This is a genomic window from Zeaxanthinibacter enoshimensis (assembly GCF_004362865.1).
Classification (GTDB): domain Bacteria; phylum Bacteroidota; class Bacteroidia; order Flavobacteriales; family Flavobacteriaceae; genus Zeaxanthinibacter; species Zeaxanthinibacter enoshimensis.
Window position 1 is genome coordinate 535,494 of record NZ_SNYI01000003.1, and the last position, 20,881, is coordinate 556,374.

Annotated in this window: 12 protein-coding genes; 2 read left to right on the forward strand and 10 right to left on the reverse strand. The window is 49.4% G+C overall.

Features of this window, described 5'->3' with window-relative positions:
* Positions 1 to 64: 64 nt before the first annotated feature.
* The gene (locus CLV82_RS14095; RefSeq protein ID WP_133644985.1) at positions 65 to 3,451 is read left to right on the forward strand and encodes a ThuA domain-containing protein; all 3,387 of its coding nucleotides are present in this window, start codon (positions 65 to 67) and stop codon (positions 3,449 to 3,451) included.
* Positions 3,452 to 3,498: 47 nt separating this feature from the next.
* On the opposite strand, the gene CLV82_RS14100 is transcribed toward CLV82_RS14095, so the two are convergent.
* From CLV82_RS14100 to CLV82_RS14115, 4 genes are all read right to left on the reverse strand, one after another.
* Entirely contained in the window at positions 3,499 to 5,115 is a 1,617-nt protein-coding gene (locus tag CLV82_RS14100) for a M1 family metallopeptidase (RefSeq protein ID WP_133644986.1), read from the reverse strand.
* Positions 5,112 to 5,933 (reverse strand): dienelactone hydrolase family protein, encoded by an 822-nt coding sequence (locus CLV82_RS14105; RefSeq protein WP_243744228.1) that lies wholly within the window; start codon positions 5,931 to 5,933, stop codon positions 5,112 to 5,114. Before CLV82_RS14105 ends, CLV82_RS14100 begins: the two co-directional genes overlap by 4 nt.
* A 72-nt stretch (positions 5,934 to 6,005) precedes the next feature.
* Positions 6,006 to 7,340: a M28 family metallopeptidase gene (locus CLV82_RS14110; RefSeq protein ID WP_133644987.1), complete on the reverse strand. Its 1,335-nt coding sequence runs from the start codon at positions 7,338 to 7,340 to the stop codon at positions 6,006 to 6,008.
* Between the two features lie 92 nt (positions 7,341 to 7,432).
* A complete protein-coding gene (locus tag CLV82_RS14115; protein ID WP_133644988.1) occupies positions 7,433 to 9,646 on the reverse strand; it encodes a bifunctional alpha,alpha-trehalose-phosphate synthase (UDP-forming)/trehalose-phosphatase in 2,214 nt (737 codons plus the stop codon).
* Between the two features lie 105 nt (positions 9,647 to 9,751).
* Between CLV82_RS14115 and CLV82_RS14120 the strand changes: the two genes are divergently transcribed.
* Entirely contained in the window at positions 9,752 to 11,554 is a 1,803-nt protein-coding gene (locus CLV82_RS14120) for a glycoside hydrolase family 15 protein (protein WP_133644989.1), read from the forward strand.
* A 5-nt stretch (positions 11,555 to 11,559) separates the two neighbouring features.
* Here CLV82_RS14120 and CLV82_RS14125 read toward each other — a convergent pair whose 3' ends face one another.
* The 6 genes from CLV82_RS14125 to CLV82_RS14150 all read right to left on the reverse strand — a co-directional run bounded on the left by CLV82_RS14125 (position 11,560) and on the right by CLV82_RS14150 (position 20,877).
* Positions 11,560 to 12,996: a pyridoxal phosphate-dependent decarboxylase family protein gene (locus tag CLV82_RS14125; RefSeq protein ID WP_133644990.1), complete on the reverse strand. Its 1,437-nt coding sequence runs from the start codon at positions 12,994 to 12,996 to the stop codon at positions 11,560 to 11,562.
* Positions 12,997 to 13,093: 97 nt separating this feature from the next.
* Positions 13,094 to 14,911, reverse strand: a complete 1,818-nt coding sequence (locus CLV82_RS14130; RefSeq protein ID WP_133644991.1) for an acyl-CoA dehydrogenase family protein — start codon at positions 14,909 to 14,911, stop codon at positions 13,094 to 13,096.
* Between the two features lie 5 nt (positions 14,912 to 14,916).
* Entirely contained in the window at positions 14,917 to 16,107 is a 1,191-nt protein-coding gene (locus CLV82_RS14135) for an acetyl-CoA C-acyltransferase (RefSeq protein WP_133644992.1), read from the reverse strand.
* A 3-nt stretch (positions 16,108 to 16,110) separates the two neighbouring features.
* Positions 16,111 to 18,516, reverse strand: coding sequence for a 3-hydroxyacyl-CoA dehydrogenase/enoyl-CoA hydratase family protein (locus tag CLV82_RS14140; RefSeq protein ID WP_133644993.1), 2,406 nt, complete (start codon positions 18,514 to 18,516; stop codon positions 16,111 to 16,113).
* Positions 18,517 to 18,528: 12 nt separating this feature from the next.
* On the reverse strand, positions 18,529 to 18,975 hold the full coding sequence (locus CLV82_RS14145) for a MarR family winged helix-turn-helix transcriptional regulator (protein WP_133644994.1): 447 nt from the start codon (positions 18,973 to 18,975) through the stop codon (positions 18,529 to 18,531).
* Between the two features lie 132 nt (positions 18,976 to 19,107).
* Positions 19,108 to 20,877, reverse strand: a complete 1,770-nt coding sequence (locus CLV82_RS14150) for an AMP-dependent synthetase/ligase (protein ID WP_133644995.1) — start codon at positions 20,875 to 20,877, stop codon at positions 19,108 to 19,110.
* Between the last annotated feature and the right edge of the window lie 4 nt (positions 20,878 to 20,881).

The window sequence follows — 20,881 nt, forward strand, 5'->3', positions numbered from 1 at the left end:
ATCGGTGCCTTCCCTAGGCACGTATTCTTGTATCTTTAAGGCTTCTTCAAAAACAGTAAATACAATGAAATTTAAGTCGTTCCTTATAGGCCTGGCGGGGCTTTTGATATTGAATTCCTGTGATCGTCAACGCCCGGGTAACCCGAAGGTCCTGGTATTTTCAAAAACCATGGGTTTTAAACATTCCTCTATTCCCCAAGGAATTTCGGCTATATATAAATTAGGAAAGGAGAATACTTTCGCGGTGGATACCACCACCAATGCCGCGGTCTTTGAATCAGATTCTTTAAACCAATATGCGGCCGTGGTGTTCCTGAGTACCACCGGGAATGTTCTCGATTACCGGCAGGAAGCCGGCTTTGAGCGGTACATACAGTCAGGTGGGGGTTTTGTCGGGGTACACGCTGCTGCCGATACCGAATACGACTGGAACTGGTATGGCCGCCTGGTGGGCGGATATTTTGAAAGTCATCCCAGCGGAACGCCAACGGCCGATTTTATCATTAAGAACCGCGATTTTGCAGCCACCGACTTTTTCAAAGACAGTACCTGGACCAGGACCGACGAACTTTATAATTTCAAGAAACTCAACCCGGATGTAAACATCCTGATGACTGTGGATGAAAGTACTTATAAAGGAGGCACCAACGGGGATTTTCATCCCATGAGCTGGTACCATGAATATGATGGCGGGAGATCTTTTTACACAGCCCTGGGGCATACAGAAGAAAGTTTTGAAGATCCGTTATTCCTGAAGCATCTTCTCGGGGGTATACAGTATGCCATAGGGGAGAACCTGGAGCCAGACATGGAGCATGTTACAAGTTCTTTTCCCCCCAAGGAAGAGCGTTTTACAAAAGTGCCCCTTGTTAACGGGGAATTTTTTGAGCCTACGGAGATGGCCGTACTCCCGGATGGGGATGTACTGGTAGCCCAGCGCAGGGGAGAGGTTATGCATTATGATCGCGCCAGTGGGAAGCTCTCCCAGGTAGCATTGCTGGATGTATACCACAAGACCCTGGAAACCCCGGGAGTTAATGCAGAAGAAGGACTGATGGGGCTGCAAAAAGACCCACAGTTTGAAAAGAATCACTGGGTTTACCTTTACTATGCTCCCACCGGGGATAAGTGGGTTAACCGGCTGTCTCGCTTTAAGTTCGAGAACGGGGAATTCAGGCTGGATACAGAACAAGTGATCCTTGAAGTGGAAAGTCAGAGAGAGATCTGCTGCCATACGGGTGGTTCAATCGCCTTTGGTCCTGATGGATTGCTATACCTATCCACCGGGGACAATTCCACCCCTTTCAATGAAAAAGGCGCTGCCTATGTCAATAATGGTTATGCCCCACTGAATGATGAACCGGGGCATGAACAATACGATGCCCGCAGGAGTTCAGGGAATACCAACGACCTCCGGGGCAAGATCTTACGCATCAGGGTGGAGGAAGACGGAAGCTATACCATTCCCGAGGGTAACCTCTTCCCGGAAGGGACAGAAAAGACCCGGCCGGAAATTTACACCATGGGGCACCGGAACCCTTACCGCATCTCTGTGGATCCTAAGAATGGCTACCTGTACTGGGGCGATGTTGGGCCGGATGCCCGGGTTGACAGCCTGGTGACCAGGGGGCCTATGGGCTATGATGAAATGAACCAGGCAAGGAAGGCAGGGAACTTCGGTTGGCCATTTTTTATTGCCGATAATCAGCCCTACGTGGAATACAATTACGCCACCGGGGAAAGCGGAAAATCCTTTGATCCAGCCAGGCCTGTGAACACTTCCAGGAACAATACCGGACTGGAAGTTCTCCCGCCAGCGCAGCCTGCCTATGTCTATTACCCGTACGGGGAATTTGGAACCTTCCCGGAAGTGGGCTCCGGCGGGCGAAATGCGATGGCCGGTCCTGTGTATTACAGCGATCTGTACCAGGGAGAAAATGCCCTACCTGAATACTACGACGGGAAGGTGATCATTTATGAATGGATGAGGGGCTGGATGAAGGCTGTCTCCTTGTTTAAGGACGACACCTTTAATAAAATGGAGCCTTTTGCACCGAACATACAATTGAATAACCTTATCGATATGGAGGTCGGGCCGGACGGGACTATTTATCTTCTTGAATACGGTACCGGTTGGTTCACAAGAAACGATAATTCAGCGCTCAGTTATATCGCGTATAATGCGGGCAACCTTGCCCCGGAGATCAGCAGCCTGGAGGTAGATAAAATATCCGGTCAATTACCCCTGCAGGTCAGGGCAGAGGTTACTGCCAGCGATGGGGAAGGGCAGGAACTCAGCTACCTGTGGGACCTTGGGAACGGTGAGCAACAGCAAACCGCTTCACCTTTCCTGGAATATACATACGAGACTGCAGGTACCTATAAAATCAGTGTACAGGTTTCTGACGGGAATGGAGGAGAAACGGCAAGTGAAAGTATTAAAGTGGTGGCCGGTAATACCATGCCCGAAGTTAATATTACCTTCAAAGGTGGTATGCCGGCATTTTACCTGCCGGGACGAGCCCTGGAATACGAGGTCCATGTGACCGACCCGGATAAGGATCAGCCGGTGAACCCGGGAGACATCTATGTTTCCGTAGATTATATGCAGGGGATGGACCAGGTAAACAAGTCGCTCGGTCACCAGCAGGTCTCAGCCGCGATCACCGGGAAAGCTTTGACGCAAGGTATGGATTGCAGGGCATGTCATAAGGAGCAGGAGAAGTCTATCGGACCTTCATACAGCGAGATCGCTGCGAAGTATAAAGGGGATTCCAATGCTATGGTCTACCTGCAGAAAAAAGTAGTTGAAGGAGGTTCCGGGGTATGGGGCGAAGTGATGATGCCTGCACACCCTAAACTCACTTCGGAGGAGACCCGGCAGATCGCATCTTATATCATGTCGCTTTCAGGCGAAGAAAGGAAAAGATCCTTGCCGGCAAAAGGTACTATTATCCCGGAGCGCAAAGAACCCGGACACCATATGGTGATCACGGCCAGTTACACGGATCCGGGCAACGGGAATGCCTTACCTCTTACGGGAGTTAGTTCCGTAGCGATCCCGGACAACAGCATGAACATGCAGGAAAATATGGCAGGGGAAGGCCTGACATTTGTAAAATATGGCGGTGCCGATCTTCTGCTGATCGAGGGTAAAGAAGGATGGTTCCAGCTCAAGGATGCAGATCTTATCGGTGTCAAGGCCGTGATCCTTGCCCTGGGATGGCAGGAAGCACCTGTAAGAGCAATGGAACTAAAGCTAAGAAAGGGATCCCCGGATGGAGAGGTGCTGGCTGCAGGTACACTGCAGATGCCGCAGGCAGGGGAAGGAACTGCTGTGCCCCTGGTACTGTCCAGACCTGCAGACGGAAAACAATCCCTCTTTGTCACCTTCAGCATGGATGAAGCCCCGGAAAGTCCGTTGGTCTTCGCCAGGATCATCTTCCAGTAAATAGAAAAGGGTAGCACATGGCTACCCTTTTTTTTAGGCCGGTCGTATCAGAGTTCCTCCCGTTCAATGTAAAAATTAGGATCCCACTGCAGTTCTCCTGTGCCTGGTAATTCTTCTGATTTCCATTCAGCGGAAGGAAATAACCAATACTCTTTTTCCCCGAGAAAAATTCGGATTGGCATATCAAAACCTTCCACTATATCGGTATAGCGGTACCGGATGTTGTTGCCTTTTAATTCGTACTGTAACACGGGGATATCTGTCGTTCTCAGGTATTGATCAAAGAATGCAGAAAGGTCTTTCCCTGTCCTATTGCTGAGGTAGTTCTCTATTTGCTGCGTGGTGACGGTCTGGTGATAGAATTCCTCGTTCAGGCCCCTTAAGACAGACCTCCACAGTTCATCGTCTTCCAGTAGCTGCCGGAGCGTGTGCAGCATATTAGCTCCTTTGTAGTACATGTCCCCGGATCCCTCTGCATTTACACCGTAAGGACCGATAATGGGTCTGTCATTCTGTACGTTAGCCCGTGTCCCGACAACATATTCGGCCGCAGCCTCTTTCCCGTAATGATAGTCCAGGTAGAGATTTTCTGAATAGGCGGTAAAGCTTTCGTGAATCCACATATCAGCGATATCCTTGTAGGTGATATTATTGGCAAACCACTCGTGTCCGGCTTCGTGGATGATGATAAAATCGAATTTCAATCCCCAGCCGGTACCGGAGAGGTCTCTGCCGAGGTAGCCATTCTTATATTCATTCCCGTAAGTCACAGAGCTCTGGTGCTCCATTCCCAGGTAAGGTACCTCTACCAGTTTAAAACTGTCTTCATAAAAAGGGTAGGGGCCAAACCAGTGTTCAAAGGCGTCGAGCATCATGGGTACCTGCCTGAACTGTTCTTTGGCCTTTTCCTTGTTATACGGAAGGACGTAATAGTCCAGGTCAAGTTTGCCTTTTTCGCCCTGGTAAGTGTCGCCAAAATGTACATAATCCGCCATATTTACATTTACCCCGTAATTGTTGATAGGGTTGTCTACATACCAGTGGTAGGTTTTCTGCTCCCCCTTCACCTCGGTTTTACGCAGTCGACCATTACCCACTCCTACCAGTTCTTTGGGAGTGGTAATCCTGATAGCCATGCTATCTACTTCGTCATACATATGATCTTTATTGGGCCACCAGACACTGGCACCCAGCCCCTGGTTCGAGGTGGCCACGAAGGGCTTCCCGTTGGCATCTGTCTTCCAGGAGAATCCCCCGTCCCAGGGAGCCCTCCTGGCTGCCCGGGGTTTTCCTTCAAAGTAAACGGTAAGCTGTTTCAATGCCCCTTTTTCCTGAGGATCTTGCAGGGTTATAAAATGGGCATTTCCCCTGGTGTCAACCTCGAGTTCCTTTCCTTCCTGTACCACCCGGGTGATCTTCATCGGGGGCTGCAGGTCGATCTGCAGCCTGTCATTTTCCTCCAGCACTCTATATTGTACCAGGTTACTCCCCGAGATAAATTTATTTTCAGGGTCTACGGCTACCTGCAGGTCGTAATAATCCAGGTCCCACCAGGCTCTTTCCGGGGTGATACTGCCCCTCAGGGTATCCTGCATGGTAAATTCCTGGGAATGGCCGGCAGCTGCTATGCTTAAAGCCAGCAGTGCGATGTAAAGTTTTCTCATTGTAATTTTTCTAACAGCGATTTCCAGGCTGCAACATGTGCCTCTTTGTTTGGTCCGGATGTCTCTTCCGCACCCCTTCTCATAAATGCATGCCCGGCACCTTCATATATAACGGTTTCATAAACCTTGCCATATTTTTCCATGGCTTCTTTGGTTTCGGGGATGGTTGCATTTACGCGGTTGTCATCGCCCCCATAAAAGCCGTATACCGGGCACTGTATGGTCTGTAATACAGATTTGTCCTCCGGTGCGGTCCCGTAAAAAACCAAGGCCCTCTCTAATTCCTTGTTGTTGGTTGCATAGCGAAACGTCTGCGATCCTCCCCAGCAGAATCCCATGACCGACACCGTGCCGGTAGAAGATGGTAATCCTCTTACATGTTGAAAAACTCTGTCCAGGTCCCTGGTTACCCCGTCCGGATCCAGGTTATATAACGCTTCCCTTGCTTTGTCCGAATTTTCGAAGTCTGTAGTGCGTTCAACACCTTCTACAGTATTCGAGATGAGATCCGGTGCAATTACCAGGAATCCCTGTGCGGCCAGGGAATCAGCAAAGCTCCGGGCCCAGTCGTTCAACCCCCTGTTCTCGTGGATGACGATCACCGCATCTGCGTTATCCTTGCGCTCAGGAAATACCAGGAATGCTTTGAGAACGGAGCCATCTTCCCTTTCCAGGCTTACCCATTCATGATGGCGGACAGATGCCGACAGTTGGTCAGCCGTTTCTTCCTGCTGGGCCATCACGGTATTCTTCTTCTCTTGCTTGCATCCAAAGACCAGAAATCCGATAAGAATAATAAAACTTAGCTTTTTCATCATATATAGATTTAGTGCCCGGCAGCCATCTTGGCTTTATTCTTTGTCATGTTCCATTCGCTGCCCGGCCCGGGTTCAGTCTCTCATGATCTGGTTGGGGAAGACCACCAGGCTTTCGAATCCATTGGCACCTACTGCTGCAACACCAAAGAAGTAATTGTCGATTACTATGCCTTCCAGCGTGTGCGAGGTAGCATTGGAAACAGGCCTGCTGTGATCCCAGGTAGGAGAGGTGGTGTCTCTCCAATAGATCTTATACCCGGAAGCTCCTTCCACTTCGTTCCAGGCCAGCTTTGCCGATGGCTCTACGATCCCGCCTATCTTCACAGTTTCCGGTGCCGGGGGTGCCCAGGCCAGGGACGCCAGGTTTATGGCATTTACAGCGGTGAGCTTGGCGGCATAATCAAAATTGACATGTTCCAGCACATCCCCGTAGGCTATCCCGTTCTCTGTCCGTATATCCTGGTGTTGCTGGGTATAATTCTCATGGGATTCCATGATCCGGATCCCGGCGAACCCTGCATCGTTAAAAGGTCTGTGATGCCCACCCCGGCCAAACCGATCCAGCCGGTAGATCATCGTCGGGTTCATCTCCGGCATAAAACGCCGGGTGGTTTTATGAACATAGCGCGCCAGTTGCCTGGAGATACCGTCTACTTCACCCCCGTAAAACCTGCGGGCCCTGCGCTCTTCCTCGGTTTCGTTAGGTGGTACAGGTTCAGAAAAGATCCTGAAATCCCTGTTACTCACCACCCCGTCTACCCCGGTTATATTCCCGATCATATCATTATTGAGGATCCCGATGATCTCCCAGCCTTTCTCTTTAGCGTAGGCGGCTAGGCTCTTTCCACCAAAGAGTCCCTGTTCTTCCCCGGACAGACCGACAAAGATGATGCTGCTCTCAAAATCGTATTTAGAAAGGACTCTAGCGGCCTCGATGGTGCCGGCCATACCGCTGGCATTGTCATTGGCCCCGGGAGACTCCGAGGTGAAGTCCGTGGGGTCGCTTACCCTGCTGTCAATATCCCCGCTCATGATCACGTAACGGTTGGGATATTTCTTCCCGCGTTTAACGGCTACTACGTTCACCACTTCCACATCTTTTACGATGCGGGCATTGGTGCCTTTCTTTATTAGTTCTTTCTGGTAGAACACTTCCAGGCAACCCTGGCAATCTGAAGAGATCTGTTCGAACTCGCTTTTGATCCAGCGCCGGGCAGCCCCGATTCCCCTGGTGTCAGATACGGTGTCACTCAGGGTATGCCGGGTTCCGAAGTTGGCGAGTTTCGCCACATCGTTCCCGATGCGTTCTGCTGATACATTATTGATAATGTCGTAGATGTCTGCCTCTGATTGAGCATAAGTGTGCATTCCAACCAGGAGAAATAGGGATAGTATAATTTTTCTCATTCGCTAAAGATAACGAATAATCAAATTCTCCAAAAGAGTGGATTGCAGTACTGATTATAAGGCTAAGGTTTTGAGATGGCTCCTCTTTCGCTTTATGTATTCATTACAAACCTGCTCAGTAAACCACGGACATTCTTTATACTGTCTAAGAAGTACCTCGCCTGGGTTTTTTGCCTGCCTACTTTGACGGTTACAGCGGAAGGCGGGAGTTCCTGGAACATGAACTCATCGGTCCAGTCGTCTCCAATGGCGAATACAAAATCGTATTCTTTTTCTGCAAAAACCCGCATTGTCGCCCGGCCTTTATTCACGTTACTGCTTTTGATCTCCATCACCTTGTTCCCGTTCAGTACGCTGAGGTCATCATTTGCTATCAGGCTGCGGAGCACCGTATTGAGTTCTGCTGCCCTCTTCTGTCCAAAGTCGGGGTCCGTTTTGCGGTAATGCCAGGCCAGGGAATAATTTTTTTCTTCGATAAAACTTCCCGGGGTACGGTCAACAAAGGATTCCAGGACGGGACGGATTTTAGACATCCAGTCTTTCTTTACGTTTTCCAGCATTTTAAAGTCTTCTCCATCCCTGGAGATCCACACCCCGTGTTCAACGATCATGTTGTACCCTTTAGGCTGGAACCACTTGGAGAAGGTTTCTTTGTCCCTTCCGCTGACCAGGTAAAGATCAGTATTCGGGAGTGCATTCAGGGAATCCAGTAAATCGTATAATTCATCATCGGGCCCTGCTTTCTGGGGATCGTTATGGAACCCGGCCAGGGTTCCGTCATAATCCAGGAACAACAGGCGCCTCTCGGCATCCTGGAAATCGTTCAGTACAATATTCATCAGGTCTACCGATAACCTCCGGGCTACGTAAGATTTCTCTTTCTGGCCCTGCTCGGTGAGGGATCCCATGAAATCCTTTGCCCAGTTCTCCACGTTGTAACGCTCCAGGCGTTTCTGAAGTACGGCATTCCTGGACTTTTGTTCCTCCAGGGGCATGTTTATGGCGCGGTCCAGTGTATCGGCAATCTCTTCAAAATTGTTGGGGTTGATCAGCAGGGCTTCGTTCATCTCGTTGGCAGAACCTGCCATTTCACTCAGGATAAGCACACCGCTCCGGTCTGTCCGGGTAGCAATGTACTCTTTGGCAACCAGGTTCATCCCGTCCCTGATGGGTGTCAGCCAGGCAATATCGCAGGTCGTATACAGATCAATTAAGTTCTCAAAAGGCATAGAGCGATAGAAATACCAGATGGGGGTCCAGTTCACCGTAGCGAATTCCCCGTTAATACGGCCTACGAGCTCATCTACCTCTCTTTTAAGTAGTTGGTATTGGGGTACGTTAGAACGGGAAGGTACAGCGAGGATAATAAGCCGGACCTTTTCCTTGTACTGGGGATATTTGTTCAGGAAATATTCAAAGGCATTCAGCCTTTTCGCTATCCCTTTGGTATAATCCAGCCGGTCTATGGAAAGCAGAAACTTAGCATCCGGACTTAGGTTCTTATGGAGATTCAGCCTTTTCTGGAGTTCAGAGAGTTCCTCCTCTTTCCTGTTGGCATGTTTGGCAGCAGTCTCACTGAACTTTTTATAATCGATGCCCATCGGAAAGGAGTCTACTTCTACCATGCGGTCTTCGTAATAGATATCGTTAAAACTCACTTCCAGGCCTAATAAACGGCGTACAGAACTGAGAAAGTGCCTTTCGTAATCATAGGTGTGAAAGCCGATGAGATCTGAGCCCAGCAAACCTTCAAGGATCTCTTTCCTCCAGGGCAGAGTCCGGAATATCTCGTAGGAAGGAAAGGGGATATGCAGGAAGAACCCGATAGAGATATCCGGTAATTGTTCCCGGACCAGCTGGGGCACCAGCATCAGCTGGTAATCGTGAACCCAGATGGTGTCATCCGGATCCGCTTTTTCAACGATGGCATCCGCAAACTTCTGGTTTACGGCCTGGTAGGACTCCCAGCTGTCCCACTCAAACTCGGTATACTCCATAAAATAATGGAATAGTGGCCAGATAGTACGGTTACTGAAACCATAGTAGAATCCATCGATATCTTCCTTGGTCAGCTGTACTTTTGAGGATCCGTGTTCTGCAAGTGCCTGGTCTATTTTGGGTTCCAATTCTTCAGAAATATCTTCCTCGACCAGTCCGCTCCATCCGATCCAGAGACTGTCACCGTCAGAATGCACGGATTTCATACCCGTGGCCAGCCCTCCTACACTCGGGATAGCATTAATCGTCCCGTTGCTGATTTCTAACTGGACGGGGAGTCTGTTTGATATTATGATAGTTTTACCCATAAAGCCCTTTATTTTCCGGTGATTCCTTTTGAAATTTCTCTAAATTTCGGTAAAATCAGAGGTAATAACAATTAATGACACCGATAAAGATAATTTTAAAACGATATGGACAATCTGGATTATGGAATAATAGGGAATTGCAGGAGTGCGGCACTGGTATCAAAGACCGGCTCCATAGACTGGTGCTGTTTACCCGAATTTGATTCCTCTTCGGTCTTTGCAAAATTACTGGACGAGGAGATAGGCGGCAGTTTCGAAATCCTGGTAGGGGACGATTATTCTATCAGCCAGAAATATTTAAAGCGGACGGCTTTACTGATCACCACTTTTTCTAACGGGGAGGACAGTTTCGAAGTATATGATTTTATGCCCCGGTACCACAAGGAGGGCGGAGGCTACCATGCACCCCCGGAACTGATCCGGTACTTTATACCGCTCTCAGGGAGACCTAAGTTCAGGGTGAAATACGATCCCAAACTGGAATATGCCATGGGGGAAACTGAAACTTATGTGAAACGGAATTTTGTGGCCAGCCTGACCTACGGGGAGAAGTTCGATACGGTTTTTCTCTATACAAGCTTTAACAAGAATGCCGTAATTGAAGGACGGGAGATCGAACTGACAGAAGACGGTTATTTTTCAATGGCTTATAACGAAAAGATTTTCAAATCCACGGTTAATTCGGCCTACCTGGATATGGAGCGGACCAAGGTGTACTGGCTCAACTGGAGCAGCCGCACCTCCCGCTATACAGAATATACACAGCAGATCAACCGGAGTGCGATAACCCTCAAGATGCTCAGTTACGACCGGTCGGGGGCTGTATTGGCCGCAGCGACTACGTCCCTGCCCGAAACGATAGGGGAGGTCCGGAACTGGGATTACCGCTTCTGTTGGATCAGGGATGCTTCCATGGTGGTGAAGGTGGTATCAGATCTGGGTCATAAGAACATTGCCAAAAGATACCTGAAGTTTATTATCGACCTTATTCCCGATAAGGACGAAAAACTACAGATCATGTACGGGATCAACAAGGAAAAGAAGCTGACCGAAGAGACACTGGACCATCTCAGTGGTTATAAAGGTTCTAAACCTGTCCGCATCGGGAATGCCGCATATGCGCAGCGACAGAACGATATATACGGAATCCTGATGGACGTGATCCACGCACAACTGGTTCGGTTCCAGACCGATATCGAAAACGGGGAGGAATTATGGACCATTACCAAGGGGATCGTATGGATCGTAGGGAAACACTGGCAGGAGCCCGATAAGGGGATCTGGGAGTTTCGTACGGAGGACCGTCACTTTACCTTCTCCAAGATGTTGTGCTGGGTGGCAGTGGACCGGGCGATAAAGGTGGCCAGGATCTTTGGCAAGACCCACAAGATCGATAAATGGAAACTGCTTGAACAGGAGATCAGGGCAGACATTCATGAAAATGCCTGGAGTGAGAAGGCCCAGGCCTTTACGCAGTCCTATGGTTCTGAATTCCTGGATGCCTCGGTTCTGCTGATGGAATCCTACGGGTTTATCGACGCGAAAGATCCCAAATACGTCAGTACGGTACATGCCGTGGAACGGGAACTCAGCAATGACGGATTGTTATACCGGTACAAGAATGAAGATGATTTTGGACTGCCTTCTTCCTCGTTCACTATTTGTACCTTCTGGTTCATCAACAGTTTATTCAAGATCGGCGAAGTGGACAAGGCACGGAAACTCTTCGACCAGTTGCTGGGTTACAGCAACCACCTGGGATTGTTCAGCGAAGATATCGATTTTAAGACCAAGAGGCTGTTGGGGAATTTCCCTCAGGCCTACTCGCACCTAGCTTTGATCGAATGCGCTATCAACTTCTCCAGGAAAGCAAGTGAAGAGCAGGTTCGCGCTAATATGGAAGAATAAAAGGATTATTTTCCAAGGAACCCTGATCCGAGGTGTTTAACCCTGTTAAGCATACCTTGCAGGTGCTCTTTCGTAGTAAAAGGATTCATCAGGGTGGTACGCAGGTAAAAGGTACCACCCAGGGTGGTCTGTACGACATAATATTCTCCTGATTCCAATAGCTTTTTGCGGATGTCCGAATTCAGTTTATTTAATGTAGCCGCATCACTTTCCCCTGCCACGTAGCGGAAACAAACGATATTAGACATGGGTTTTACCGCAAGTTCCAGCATAGGCTCAGCGGCAACCATTTCACCAAGGGTATGCCCAAGGTCATAGAGCGTGGTAACAAATTCATCGAATAAGCCTTTCCCATAGGTTTTAAGAAGGACAAACCAGTGAAGGCTCATCATATACTTGGTACATTCAAAGGTGCGCTTTGCCAGGTTGTACCAGTCCTCATCAGATGAGTCCTGCAGCAGGTAATCGGCTTTCTGAACAAAGGTATTGTGCGAGTCGCGTTTATCCCGGAATAATAGGGCAGTAGTGATGGCGGGCATCATCATCATCTTGTGACCGTCTATAGCGATAGAATCTGATAAATCGGCTCCCTTGAGAAGCTGTCGGTATTTGCCCGAAAACATGGCGGCTCCCCCGTGGGCTCCATCTACATGGAACCAAAGGTTCTTATCCGCGGCAAAATTCTGCAGGATCTCAAGGTCATCGTAGATCCCGGTTGCCGTGGAGGGTGCGCTGCCTACCAGGGCAAATACCTGCAGGCCATCTGCCTTTGCCTTATCATACACTTCCTGGAGTAGATTGGTCCGGATTCTGAAATCCTTACCCGCCGGCACTTTCAATATTCCCCTGGTGCCCAGCCCCATGATCCTGGCTGCACGGTCCACGCAATAGTGTGCTTCTTCAGAGACCATGATCGCCAGGGCGGGCCCGGAACCATTTTCCCATACATTATGCCCTACTTTCCGCTTCCTCGCGCTGAGCAGTGCGGTAAGTGTGGCAAGAGTTCCCCCGGAGGTTAGGAAACCGGCGGCTTCCCCGGGATATCCCAGGGTTTCACACAAGGTATCCGTTACCAATCGTTCCATTATTGTGGGTCCTGCACCCATTTCATAGACTCCCATACCATTGTTGAGCAGGGCACTGGCAAGGCCTGTCAGGCCGGTAAGGGGGACAGGCGGACTTATCTGGTGGCCCATATAGCGGGGGTTATGGAGATGGATGCTGTGCTCCAGTAATTTTTCCGGCCAGGCTCCGGCTACCCCTTCTTCCAGGTAATTTTTCCAGTATTGCAATTCTTCCGTCGGAGTAGCATGATCGATAACCTTTTCCTTTTCTTCTTGAAAAACTTCCTTTAAATGGTCGCCCAGCAGGTCGATCAATTGATGTCCTTCCCGGCGAAAATTCTCGGGATCATATGCTTTTTTCAGAAGGCTTGTGCTCATAGGTATTCCCAGTTAAGACATGGCTGACAAGATACGGCAGCGGCATAAAAAAACCGCCTGTGAAAAGCGGTTCTTGATAAATACCGTGAATAAGTAATTAGATAGTATCAAAGTAATACCCATTCTCAGCTGCTACGTTGTCTGCGATCTGCTCCCGCAGTTTCGCCACGTTGGGGTATTCCTGGTATTTAGTGAAACGCTTAAGCCCCATCAGCAGCATTTTCTGCTCGTCCCCTTCAGCAAAAACCAGGATGGCTTCTTTGGCTTTCTGGATAATGATGTCAACGGCTTCGTACACATAAACCTGGGCCATCGCGATCTGTATGGCCTGCTTATCCTCGCCAAAACGCTTAACATTCTTCTCGGTACGGAGAACCGTAGATTCTGCCATATAGATCTCGATCAGGATATCTGCGGCAGCTAGCAACAGTTGCTGGTGCTTCTCCAGTTCCGGCCCATATTTCTTGACGGCACTCCCAGTCACCATGAGGAATACTTTTTTCATCCTTTTGATGAGATCTTTTTCCTGGGCCAGGGTTTCTGAAAAGTCCGGGGTATCAAAAGAAGGGATACCCATCAGTTCTTCGCCCACGGCTGTAGCCGGTCCCAGCAGGTCTACATGACCTTTCATGGCTTTTTTGACCAGCATACCCACGGCGAGCATCCTGTTGATCTCGTTGGTTCCTTCGTAGATCCTGGAGATCCTCGCATCACGCCAGGCCGATTCCATCGGTGCCTCTGCACTGAATCCCATCCCCCCAAAAACCTGTAATCCTTCATCCGCACTGATCTGCAGATCCTCGGACACGGCAACTTTTAACAGGGAGCATTCTATAGCGTATTCTTCCACACCCTTAAGTTCTGCTTCCTGCAGGCTATTCCCATCTGCAAGGCGTAAATGGATACGGTCTTCAATATTCTTGGCAGCACGGTAAGAAGCGGATTCCCCGGCATAGGCATTCACGGCAATCCTGGCGATCTTGGCTTTTACTGCCCCGAAATTGATGATAGGAGTTTTAAACTGCACCCTCTCCTTGGCGTATTTAACCGCCTCGTCGGCCACCCTTCTCTGGGCTTCGAGACATGCAGCTGCCAGCTTAATACGGCCAATATTCAGGGCGTTCATAGCGATCTTAAAACCATTGCCACGCTCAGATAACATATTTTCTACCGGCACCTTGGTCTCGTTAAAGAATACCTGGCGGGTAGAAGAGGAGTGGATCCCTAATTTCTTTTCTTCTTCCCCGAGGGTGATACCGTTTTCAGGATCGTTCTCTACGATGAAACCGGTAATATTCTTGTCATCCCCGATCCTTGCAAACACGATGAATAGCTGGCAGAACCCCGCGTTCGATATCCACATTTTCTGCCCGGTGATGCTGTAGTATTTTCCATCCTCGGATAGCACAGCTTTGGTCTTGCCCGAATTGGCGTCAGAACCTGCTCCCGGTTCGGTAAGGCAATAAGCCCCGAACCATTCGCCCGTAGCCAGCTTAGGCACGTATTTCTGCTTCTGTTCCTCGGTGCCGTAAAGTGTGATCGGCATGGTACCAATACCTGTATGCGCTCCGAATGCCGTACTGAAAGAGCCGGTTACCCCGGAAATATAATCACAGACCAGCATGGTAGATACAAAACCCATTCCCATACCCCCGAAAGCTTCGGGTACGGCGACGCTCAATAAGCCCAGTTCCCCTGCTTTTTTCATACAGGCCTCGGTAAATGCATAATCTTTCTTTTCAAACCGTTCCCAGTTGGCCCATAGCTCACGGTCGGCAAACTCATTGGTGCTGTCGCGCATCATGCGCTGTTCTTCACTCAGGTCTTCCAGGGTGAAGATCTCCTCGCAGGCTGTTTCCTTAACTAGGAACTGCCCGCCTCTTAAAATTGATTTCTTTTCTGTTTCCGTACTCATTTCGGTTAGTTTAAAAATTCATAGATTCCGGCAGCTCCCTGCCCGGTCCCGACGCACATGGTCACCATGCCGTATTTACCTTTCATATCCCGCTTACGCATTTCATCAAATACCTGCACGGATAATTTAGCTCCTGTACATCCCAGGGGATGACCCATAGAGATGGCGCCCCCGTTTACATTGATGATCTCGGGGTTGAGGTCCAGTTCCCTGATCACGGCAAGTGACTGGGATGCGAAAGCCTCGTTCAGTTCGATAAGTCCGATATCCTCCTGTTTTAACCCGGCTTGTTTCAAGGCCTTTGGGATGGCTTTTACCGGGCCGATCCCCATGATGCGCGGGGGTACCCCGGCTGCGGCATAGCTTACCAGCCTGGCGATAGGCTCCAGTTTCAGTTCCTTGACCATTTCTTCACTCATCACCATGACAAAAGCGGCCCCATCACTCATCTGGGAAGAGTTCCCCGCAGTGACACTTCCGCCGGCAGCAAAAACGGGTCTCAGCTTAGCCAGTACCTCCAGGGAAGTATCGGCACGAGGTCCTTCATCCTTATTGACGGTATAGGTCCGGGTTGCTTTTTTGCCGGAATCATCTACGTAATTCTCTTTAACCTCGATAGGAACGATCTGGTCCTGGAAGCGGCCTTCTGCCTGGGCTTTAAGCGCTTTCTGGTGAGAATTATACGCAAAGGAATCCTGGTCCTCTCTTGATACTTTGTACTGCTGGGCTACAGCTTCTGCTGTGAGTCCCATTCCCCAGTAGTAATCCTCATGACCTTCTTTCGCTGTTTCATAATCCGGGGTAGGCTTATACCCTCCCATGGGAATAAAACTCATGCTCTCGGCTCCCCCGGCTATAATGCAGTCGGCCATGCCGGTCTGTATCTTTGCGGTGGCGATACCAATAGTTTCCAGGCCCGAAGCGCAGTAGCGGTTTACGGTTACCCCGGGGACATCCTCGATCTCGAGACCCATGAGCGAAATCAGCCTGGCCATGTTCAGACCTTGTTCAGCCTCAGGCATGGCGTTACCGACCATGACATCGTCAATACGTTTTTTATCCAGTTGGGGCAATTGCTCCATCATGTAACTGATGGTTTCTGCAGCCAGTTCATCGGGGCGTTTAAAGCGGAACAATCCCCTTGGGGCTTTCCCGACAGCAGTCCTGTATGCTTTTACTATATATGCGGTTTTCATGTCTTAGTTTCTTAGGGGTTTACCCGTTTTTAACATATGTTGAATTCGTTCCAGTGTTTTTCGCTCGGTTGCCAGGGAGAGGAAGGCTTCCCTTTCCAGGTCCAGCAGGTATTGTTCGCTGACATAGCTGGCTTCGGAAAGATCCCCACCGGCCATTACGTAGGCCAGTTTATTGGCGATCTTCTTATCGTGATCAGAAATGTAGTGGCCCGCTTCCATGGAATCTGTTCCTACAAGGAACATCCCCAGGGCCTGTTTCCCTAGTACCTTGACGTCTTTACGTCTAGGGGGCATGGTATACCCGCTCTCGGCCATCAGCAGGGCGTGGGCCTTGGCTGTGGCGATCTGCCGGTCCTTGTTGACCACTACGATATCTTTTCCTTTCTGTAACAGCCCAAGGTCGTATGCTTCGTAGGCCGAGGTTGACACCTTGGCCATCCCGATGGCCAGGAAGTACTCCTGCAACACATTCAGCTCCACATCGTTCTTGCGGAAGGTATCCGAGGCTCTTAGCGCCATCTCCTTGGATCCGCCTCCGCCGGGAATCACACCGACACCGAATTCCACGAGGCCGATATAAGTTTCAGCGGCTGCAACCACTTTATCGGCGTGCAGGCTCAGTTCGCAACCTCCCCCCAGGGTCATTCCGTGGGGCGCCGCAATGGTGGGGATAGATGAATACCGCATCCTCATCATGGTATCCTGGAAGGCTTTTATAGAGTAGTTCAGTTCGTCATATTCCTGTTCCACCGCCATCATAAAGATCATTCCAATATTCGCACCCACCGAAAAATTAGCCGCCTGGTTGCCTACCACCAGTCCCTGGAAATCCTTTTCGGCAAGGTCTATAGCCTTGTTCAGGCCTGAAAGGACATCGCTGCCGATGGTGTTCATTTTAGATTGGAATTCAACGTTCAGGATCCCGTCTCCCAGATCTTCCACCACCACTCCTTTATTCCTGAAGACAGCTTTGGATTCCCGGATATTGTCAAGGATGATAAATGCATCCTGTCCCGGGACCGCGATCATATCTTTTTTATCGAGGTCATAATAATAGGTGGCACCATCTTTTACGGAGTAGAAAGACCCGATGCCTGCCTTTTTCATATCGCCGACCCAGGAAGCAGCTTCCTGCCCCGATTCTTTGATCAGCTCTAATCCTTTTTCAAACCCTATGGCATCCCAGACCTGGAAAGGTCCGTGCTCCCAGCCGTAACCGGCTTTCATTGCATCGTCTATCTTGTAGAGCTCATCAGAGATCTCGGGAACCCTGTGCGTCACGTATGCAAAGAGGGCACCAAAACTCAGGCGGTAGAATTTACTGGCTTTATCGTCCCCATCGATCAGTACAGGGAAACGGTCGATTACCTTGTCTATCGGCTTGGTTCGTTCCAGAGAGGCAAAGCTTGCTTTCTTATTCTCCCGGTATTCCAGGGTATCCAGGTCCAGTGTGAGGATAGTGCTCTTCCCGTCTTTACCTTTTTCCTTTTTATAAAAACCTTGCCCGGTCTTACTGCCGTACATTTTCTTCTCTAACATGGCATTGATGAAATCGGGCTGCTGGAAAACCTCGCGGCGCTCATCGTCCGGACAGTTCTCGTAAACTCCCTGGGCAACGTGGGCCAGCGTATCCAGCCCCACCACGTCCACGGTCCGGAAGGTGGCCGATTTAGGCCTGCCTATCACCGGGCCTGTCAGCTTATCCACTTCCTCAACGGTTAGACCAAGGTCCCGCACCAGGTGGAAAAGGCTTTGTATGCCAAATGTTCCGATCCGGTTGCCGATGAAGGCCGGGGTATCTTTTGCCAGCACCGAGGTCTTACCCAGGAATTTCTCGCCATATCCTTCAAGGAAGGCAAGGATCTCAGGTTTCGTTTTCGGACCGGGAATGATCTCGAACAGTTTCAGGTACCGGGCCGGGTTAAAGAAATGGGTTCCGCAGAAATGCTGCTGGAAATCTTCACTCCGTCCTTCACTCATAAAAGCAATGGGTATCCCGGAGGTATTGGTCGTGATCAGGGTACCCGGGGTCCGGTGTTTCTCCAGCTTCTCAAATACCTGTTTCTTAATATCCAGTCGTTCAACGACCACCTCTATGATCCAGTCTGTATCCGCGACCTTGGAAATGTCATCTTCCAGGTTCCCAGTGGTAATACGGTCTGCGAATTTCTTGTGATAGATAGGGGAGGGACTGGATTTTAAAGCGGTGGCCAACGAGGTATTTACGATCCTGTTGCGAACCACTTTATCTTCCAGGCTGAGTCCCTTTGACTTTTCTGCATCGGTGAGCTCCCTCGGAACGATATCGAGCAGAAGAACTTCTACTCCTATATTGGCAAAATGGCAGGCGATACCGCTTCCCATGATCCCTGAACCGATTACGGCTACTTTATTGATGTGTCTGTTCATTGCAGCTTTGGATTATTTAGTGTTGTTATGGTATATTTTCTTTTGAGTGACCACTTTATTGATGATCTCCATCACTTCAAAGAAGTGATCTAACTTTTCGGGGGAGGTTTGCGCCCTGACGGCTTCATTGAACCGCAGTACGGCGTCTTTAGAATCTTTCCGTTTTTCAAGTCCAAACTCGGTCAGGAATAACAGGACCCCGCGACCATCTTCAGGGTTTGGCTGACGGGTGATCAGGCCTTTCTCTTCCATGCTCTTCAGGATACGGGAAAGGCTTGTCGCTTCCATTCCCATCCTTGGACCGAGGGCCGTAGACGGGGTTCCTTTTTTAGGGTCCAGGCTCAGTAGTGTAAAACCTACCGCCATGGTCGACCCGAATTCTTTAGCCTCTTCATTATACATCCTGGCGACGGCTTGCCAGGTAGCCCTGAGGGCGTAATCAATGGTGATTTCCTTCATAATGGTTTGATGGAAACCAAATATAGGAAAATTTATTATGCATGCATAATAAATTGCAATTATTTTGGTAAGGTCCTGTTTATGTAGGTTTTATGCCCGGTTAAGGCCAGGGGAAAGGGAGTTGATCACTGCTTACCTGCCGTAGATATCTTCATAAAGACCGAAGTACTTCTGTTTGATCTGGGCTCTTTTCAGTTTCATAGTAGGGGTAAGCAAACCATTGTCTACCGTCCACGCATCCGGAGTCAGCCGGAATTGCTTTACTTTTTCCCATTTGGCGAAATTCTCGTTGGCCAGGTCCACTTCTTCCTGTATACGGTCTATGACACGCTGGTCATTAACCATCTGCTCGGTACCGTTAAAGTTAAGTTCGTGAATTTTTGCCCAGTCCTCCAGGAATTCGAAATTCGGCTGGATCAGGGCAGCAGGCATTTTTTCACCTTCACCCACCACCATAACCTGTTCTATGAAGCGCGATTGCTTCATGCGGTTTTCCAAAAGCTGAGGGGCAACATACTTTCCTCCGGAAGTTTTAAACATTTCCTTCTTCCGGTCTGTGATCTTCAGGAAACCTTCATCATCCAGCTCCCCGATATCACCGGTATGGAAATAGCCGTCTTTGAGCACTTCTGCGGTCTTCTCAGGATCTTTATAATAACCAAGCATTACGTTTGGCCCCTTGCAAAGGATCTCACCGTCCTTGGCGATCCTGACTTCCACTTTTCCTATAGTCTTGCCTACTGTGCCTATTTTCCAACCCTTGTTGCGTTGGTCGTTTACAGAAATAACTGGGGAAGTTTCCGTTAATCCATAGCCTTCCATTACAGGGATTCCGGCGGCACCAAAGATCCTGCTCAGCCTGGGCTGCAGGGCAGCACTTCCGGATACCATGGTTTCTAGGTTTCCGCCGAGGCCTGCCTGCCATTTACTGAAGATGAGTTTCCTGGCAATTTTCAGCCGGAATTCGTACCACCAGCCGTTGGCCCCGTAAGGCTCGTACTGCAGTCCGAGTTCTACGGCCCAGAAAAATAGTTTTTTCTTGATACCAGTGAGGTCTGCGCCTTTTGCAATGATCTTGTCATAGACCTTCTCCAGCAGGCGGGGAACGACCGTCATTACGTTAGGCTTTACTTCCTTAAGGTTATCGCTGATCGCTTCTATACCTTCTGCAAAATAAATGGTGATCCCGCAGTATTGGTAGAGGTAGAGGATCATCCGTTCAAATATATGGCACACAGGTAAAAAACTAAGCGAAGTGGCTCCCGCTTCAAAAGGTACCCGTTTTTCACTCGCGAGCACGTTAGAGACGATGTTGTCATGCGAAAGCATCACTCCCTTCGGTTTACCGGTGGTTCCGGAAGTATAGATCAGGGTAGCTACATCTCCGGGTTTAACAGCTTTCTTGCAAGCTTCTACATCTTCCTGGTTTTCGGTATCGGCACCGAGCTGCAGTACCTCTTCCCAGCTTTTGCAGCCAGGTATGTCATCAAAAGAGTAAATTTCTTTTAGCCCCGGTACCTGGTCCCGTACGCTTTGGACCTTTTCAAATACCTCTCCGCAGGATACAAAGCAATGTCTTGCCTCTGAATGGTTTAGCACATAGGCGTAATCCTCTTCGGAAATGGTGGGGTAGATCGGAACGGTTTGGGCACCGAGTTGTAATACCCCGATATCCATGATATTCCATTCCGTCCTGTTGGTAAGGGATATGATGGCAACCTTGTCATCAGCTCTTACGCCCATCTTCAGCAAAGCCCTGCTAATCGTATTGGCTTTGTCTATATATTCCCGGGTTGATGTTGCTACCCAGTTACCGTTGTATTTGGTAACCAGGGACTTATCCATATTATAACGTTCCAGTTGGTAATACGGGAAATCAAAGAGTCGGCTTATGGTTTGCATAGGG

Bases quoted from the DNA above. Each gene is read 5' to 3' on its own strand.
- CLV82_RS14095 (WP_133644985.1), top strand. From the start codon at position 65: ATGAAATTTAAGTCGTTCCTTATAGGCCTGGCGGGGCTTTTGATATTG.
- CLV82_RS14100 (WP_133644986.1), bottom strand. From the start codon at position 5,115: ATGAGAAAACTTTACATCGCACTGCTGGCTTTAAGCATAGCAGCTGCC.
- CLV82_RS14105 (WP_243744228.1), bottom strand. From the start codon at position 5,933: ATGATGAAAAAGCTAAGTTTTATTATTCTTATCGGATTTCTGGTCTTT.
- CLV82_RS14110 (WP_133644987.1), bottom strand. From the start codon at position 7,340: ATGAGAAAAATTATACTATCCCTATTTCTCCTGGTTGGAATGCACACT.
- CLV82_RS14115 (WP_133644988.1), bottom strand. From the start codon at position 9,646: ATGGGTAAAACTATCATAATATCAAACAGACTCCCCGTCCAGTTAGAA.
- CLV82_RS14120 (WP_133644989.1), top strand. From the start codon at position 9,752: ATGGACAATCTGGATTATGGAATAATAGGGAATTGCAGGAGTGCGGCA.
- CLV82_RS14125 (WP_133644990.1), bottom strand. From the start codon at position 12,996: ATGAGCACAAGCCTTCTGAAAAAAGCATATGATCCCGAGAATTTTCGC.
- CLV82_RS14130 (WP_133644991.1), bottom strand. From the start codon at position 14,911: ATGAGTACGGAAACAGAAAAGAAATCAATTTTAAGAGGCGGGCAGTTC.
- CLV82_RS14135 (WP_133644992.1), bottom strand. From the start codon at position 16,107: ATGAAAACCGCATATATAGTAAAAGCATACAGGACTGCTGTCGGGAAA.
- CLV82_RS14140 (WP_133644993.1), bottom strand. From the start codon at position 18,516: ATGAACAGACACATCAATAAAGTAGCCGTAATCGGTTCAGGGATCATG.
- CLV82_RS14145 (WP_133644994.1), bottom strand. From the start codon at position 18,975: ATGAAGGAAATCACCATTGATTACGCCCTCAGGGCTACCTGGCAAGCC.
- CLV82_RS14150 (WP_133644995.1), bottom strand. From the start codon at position 20,877: ATGCAAACCATAAGCCGACTCTTTGATTTCCCGTATTACCAACTGGAA.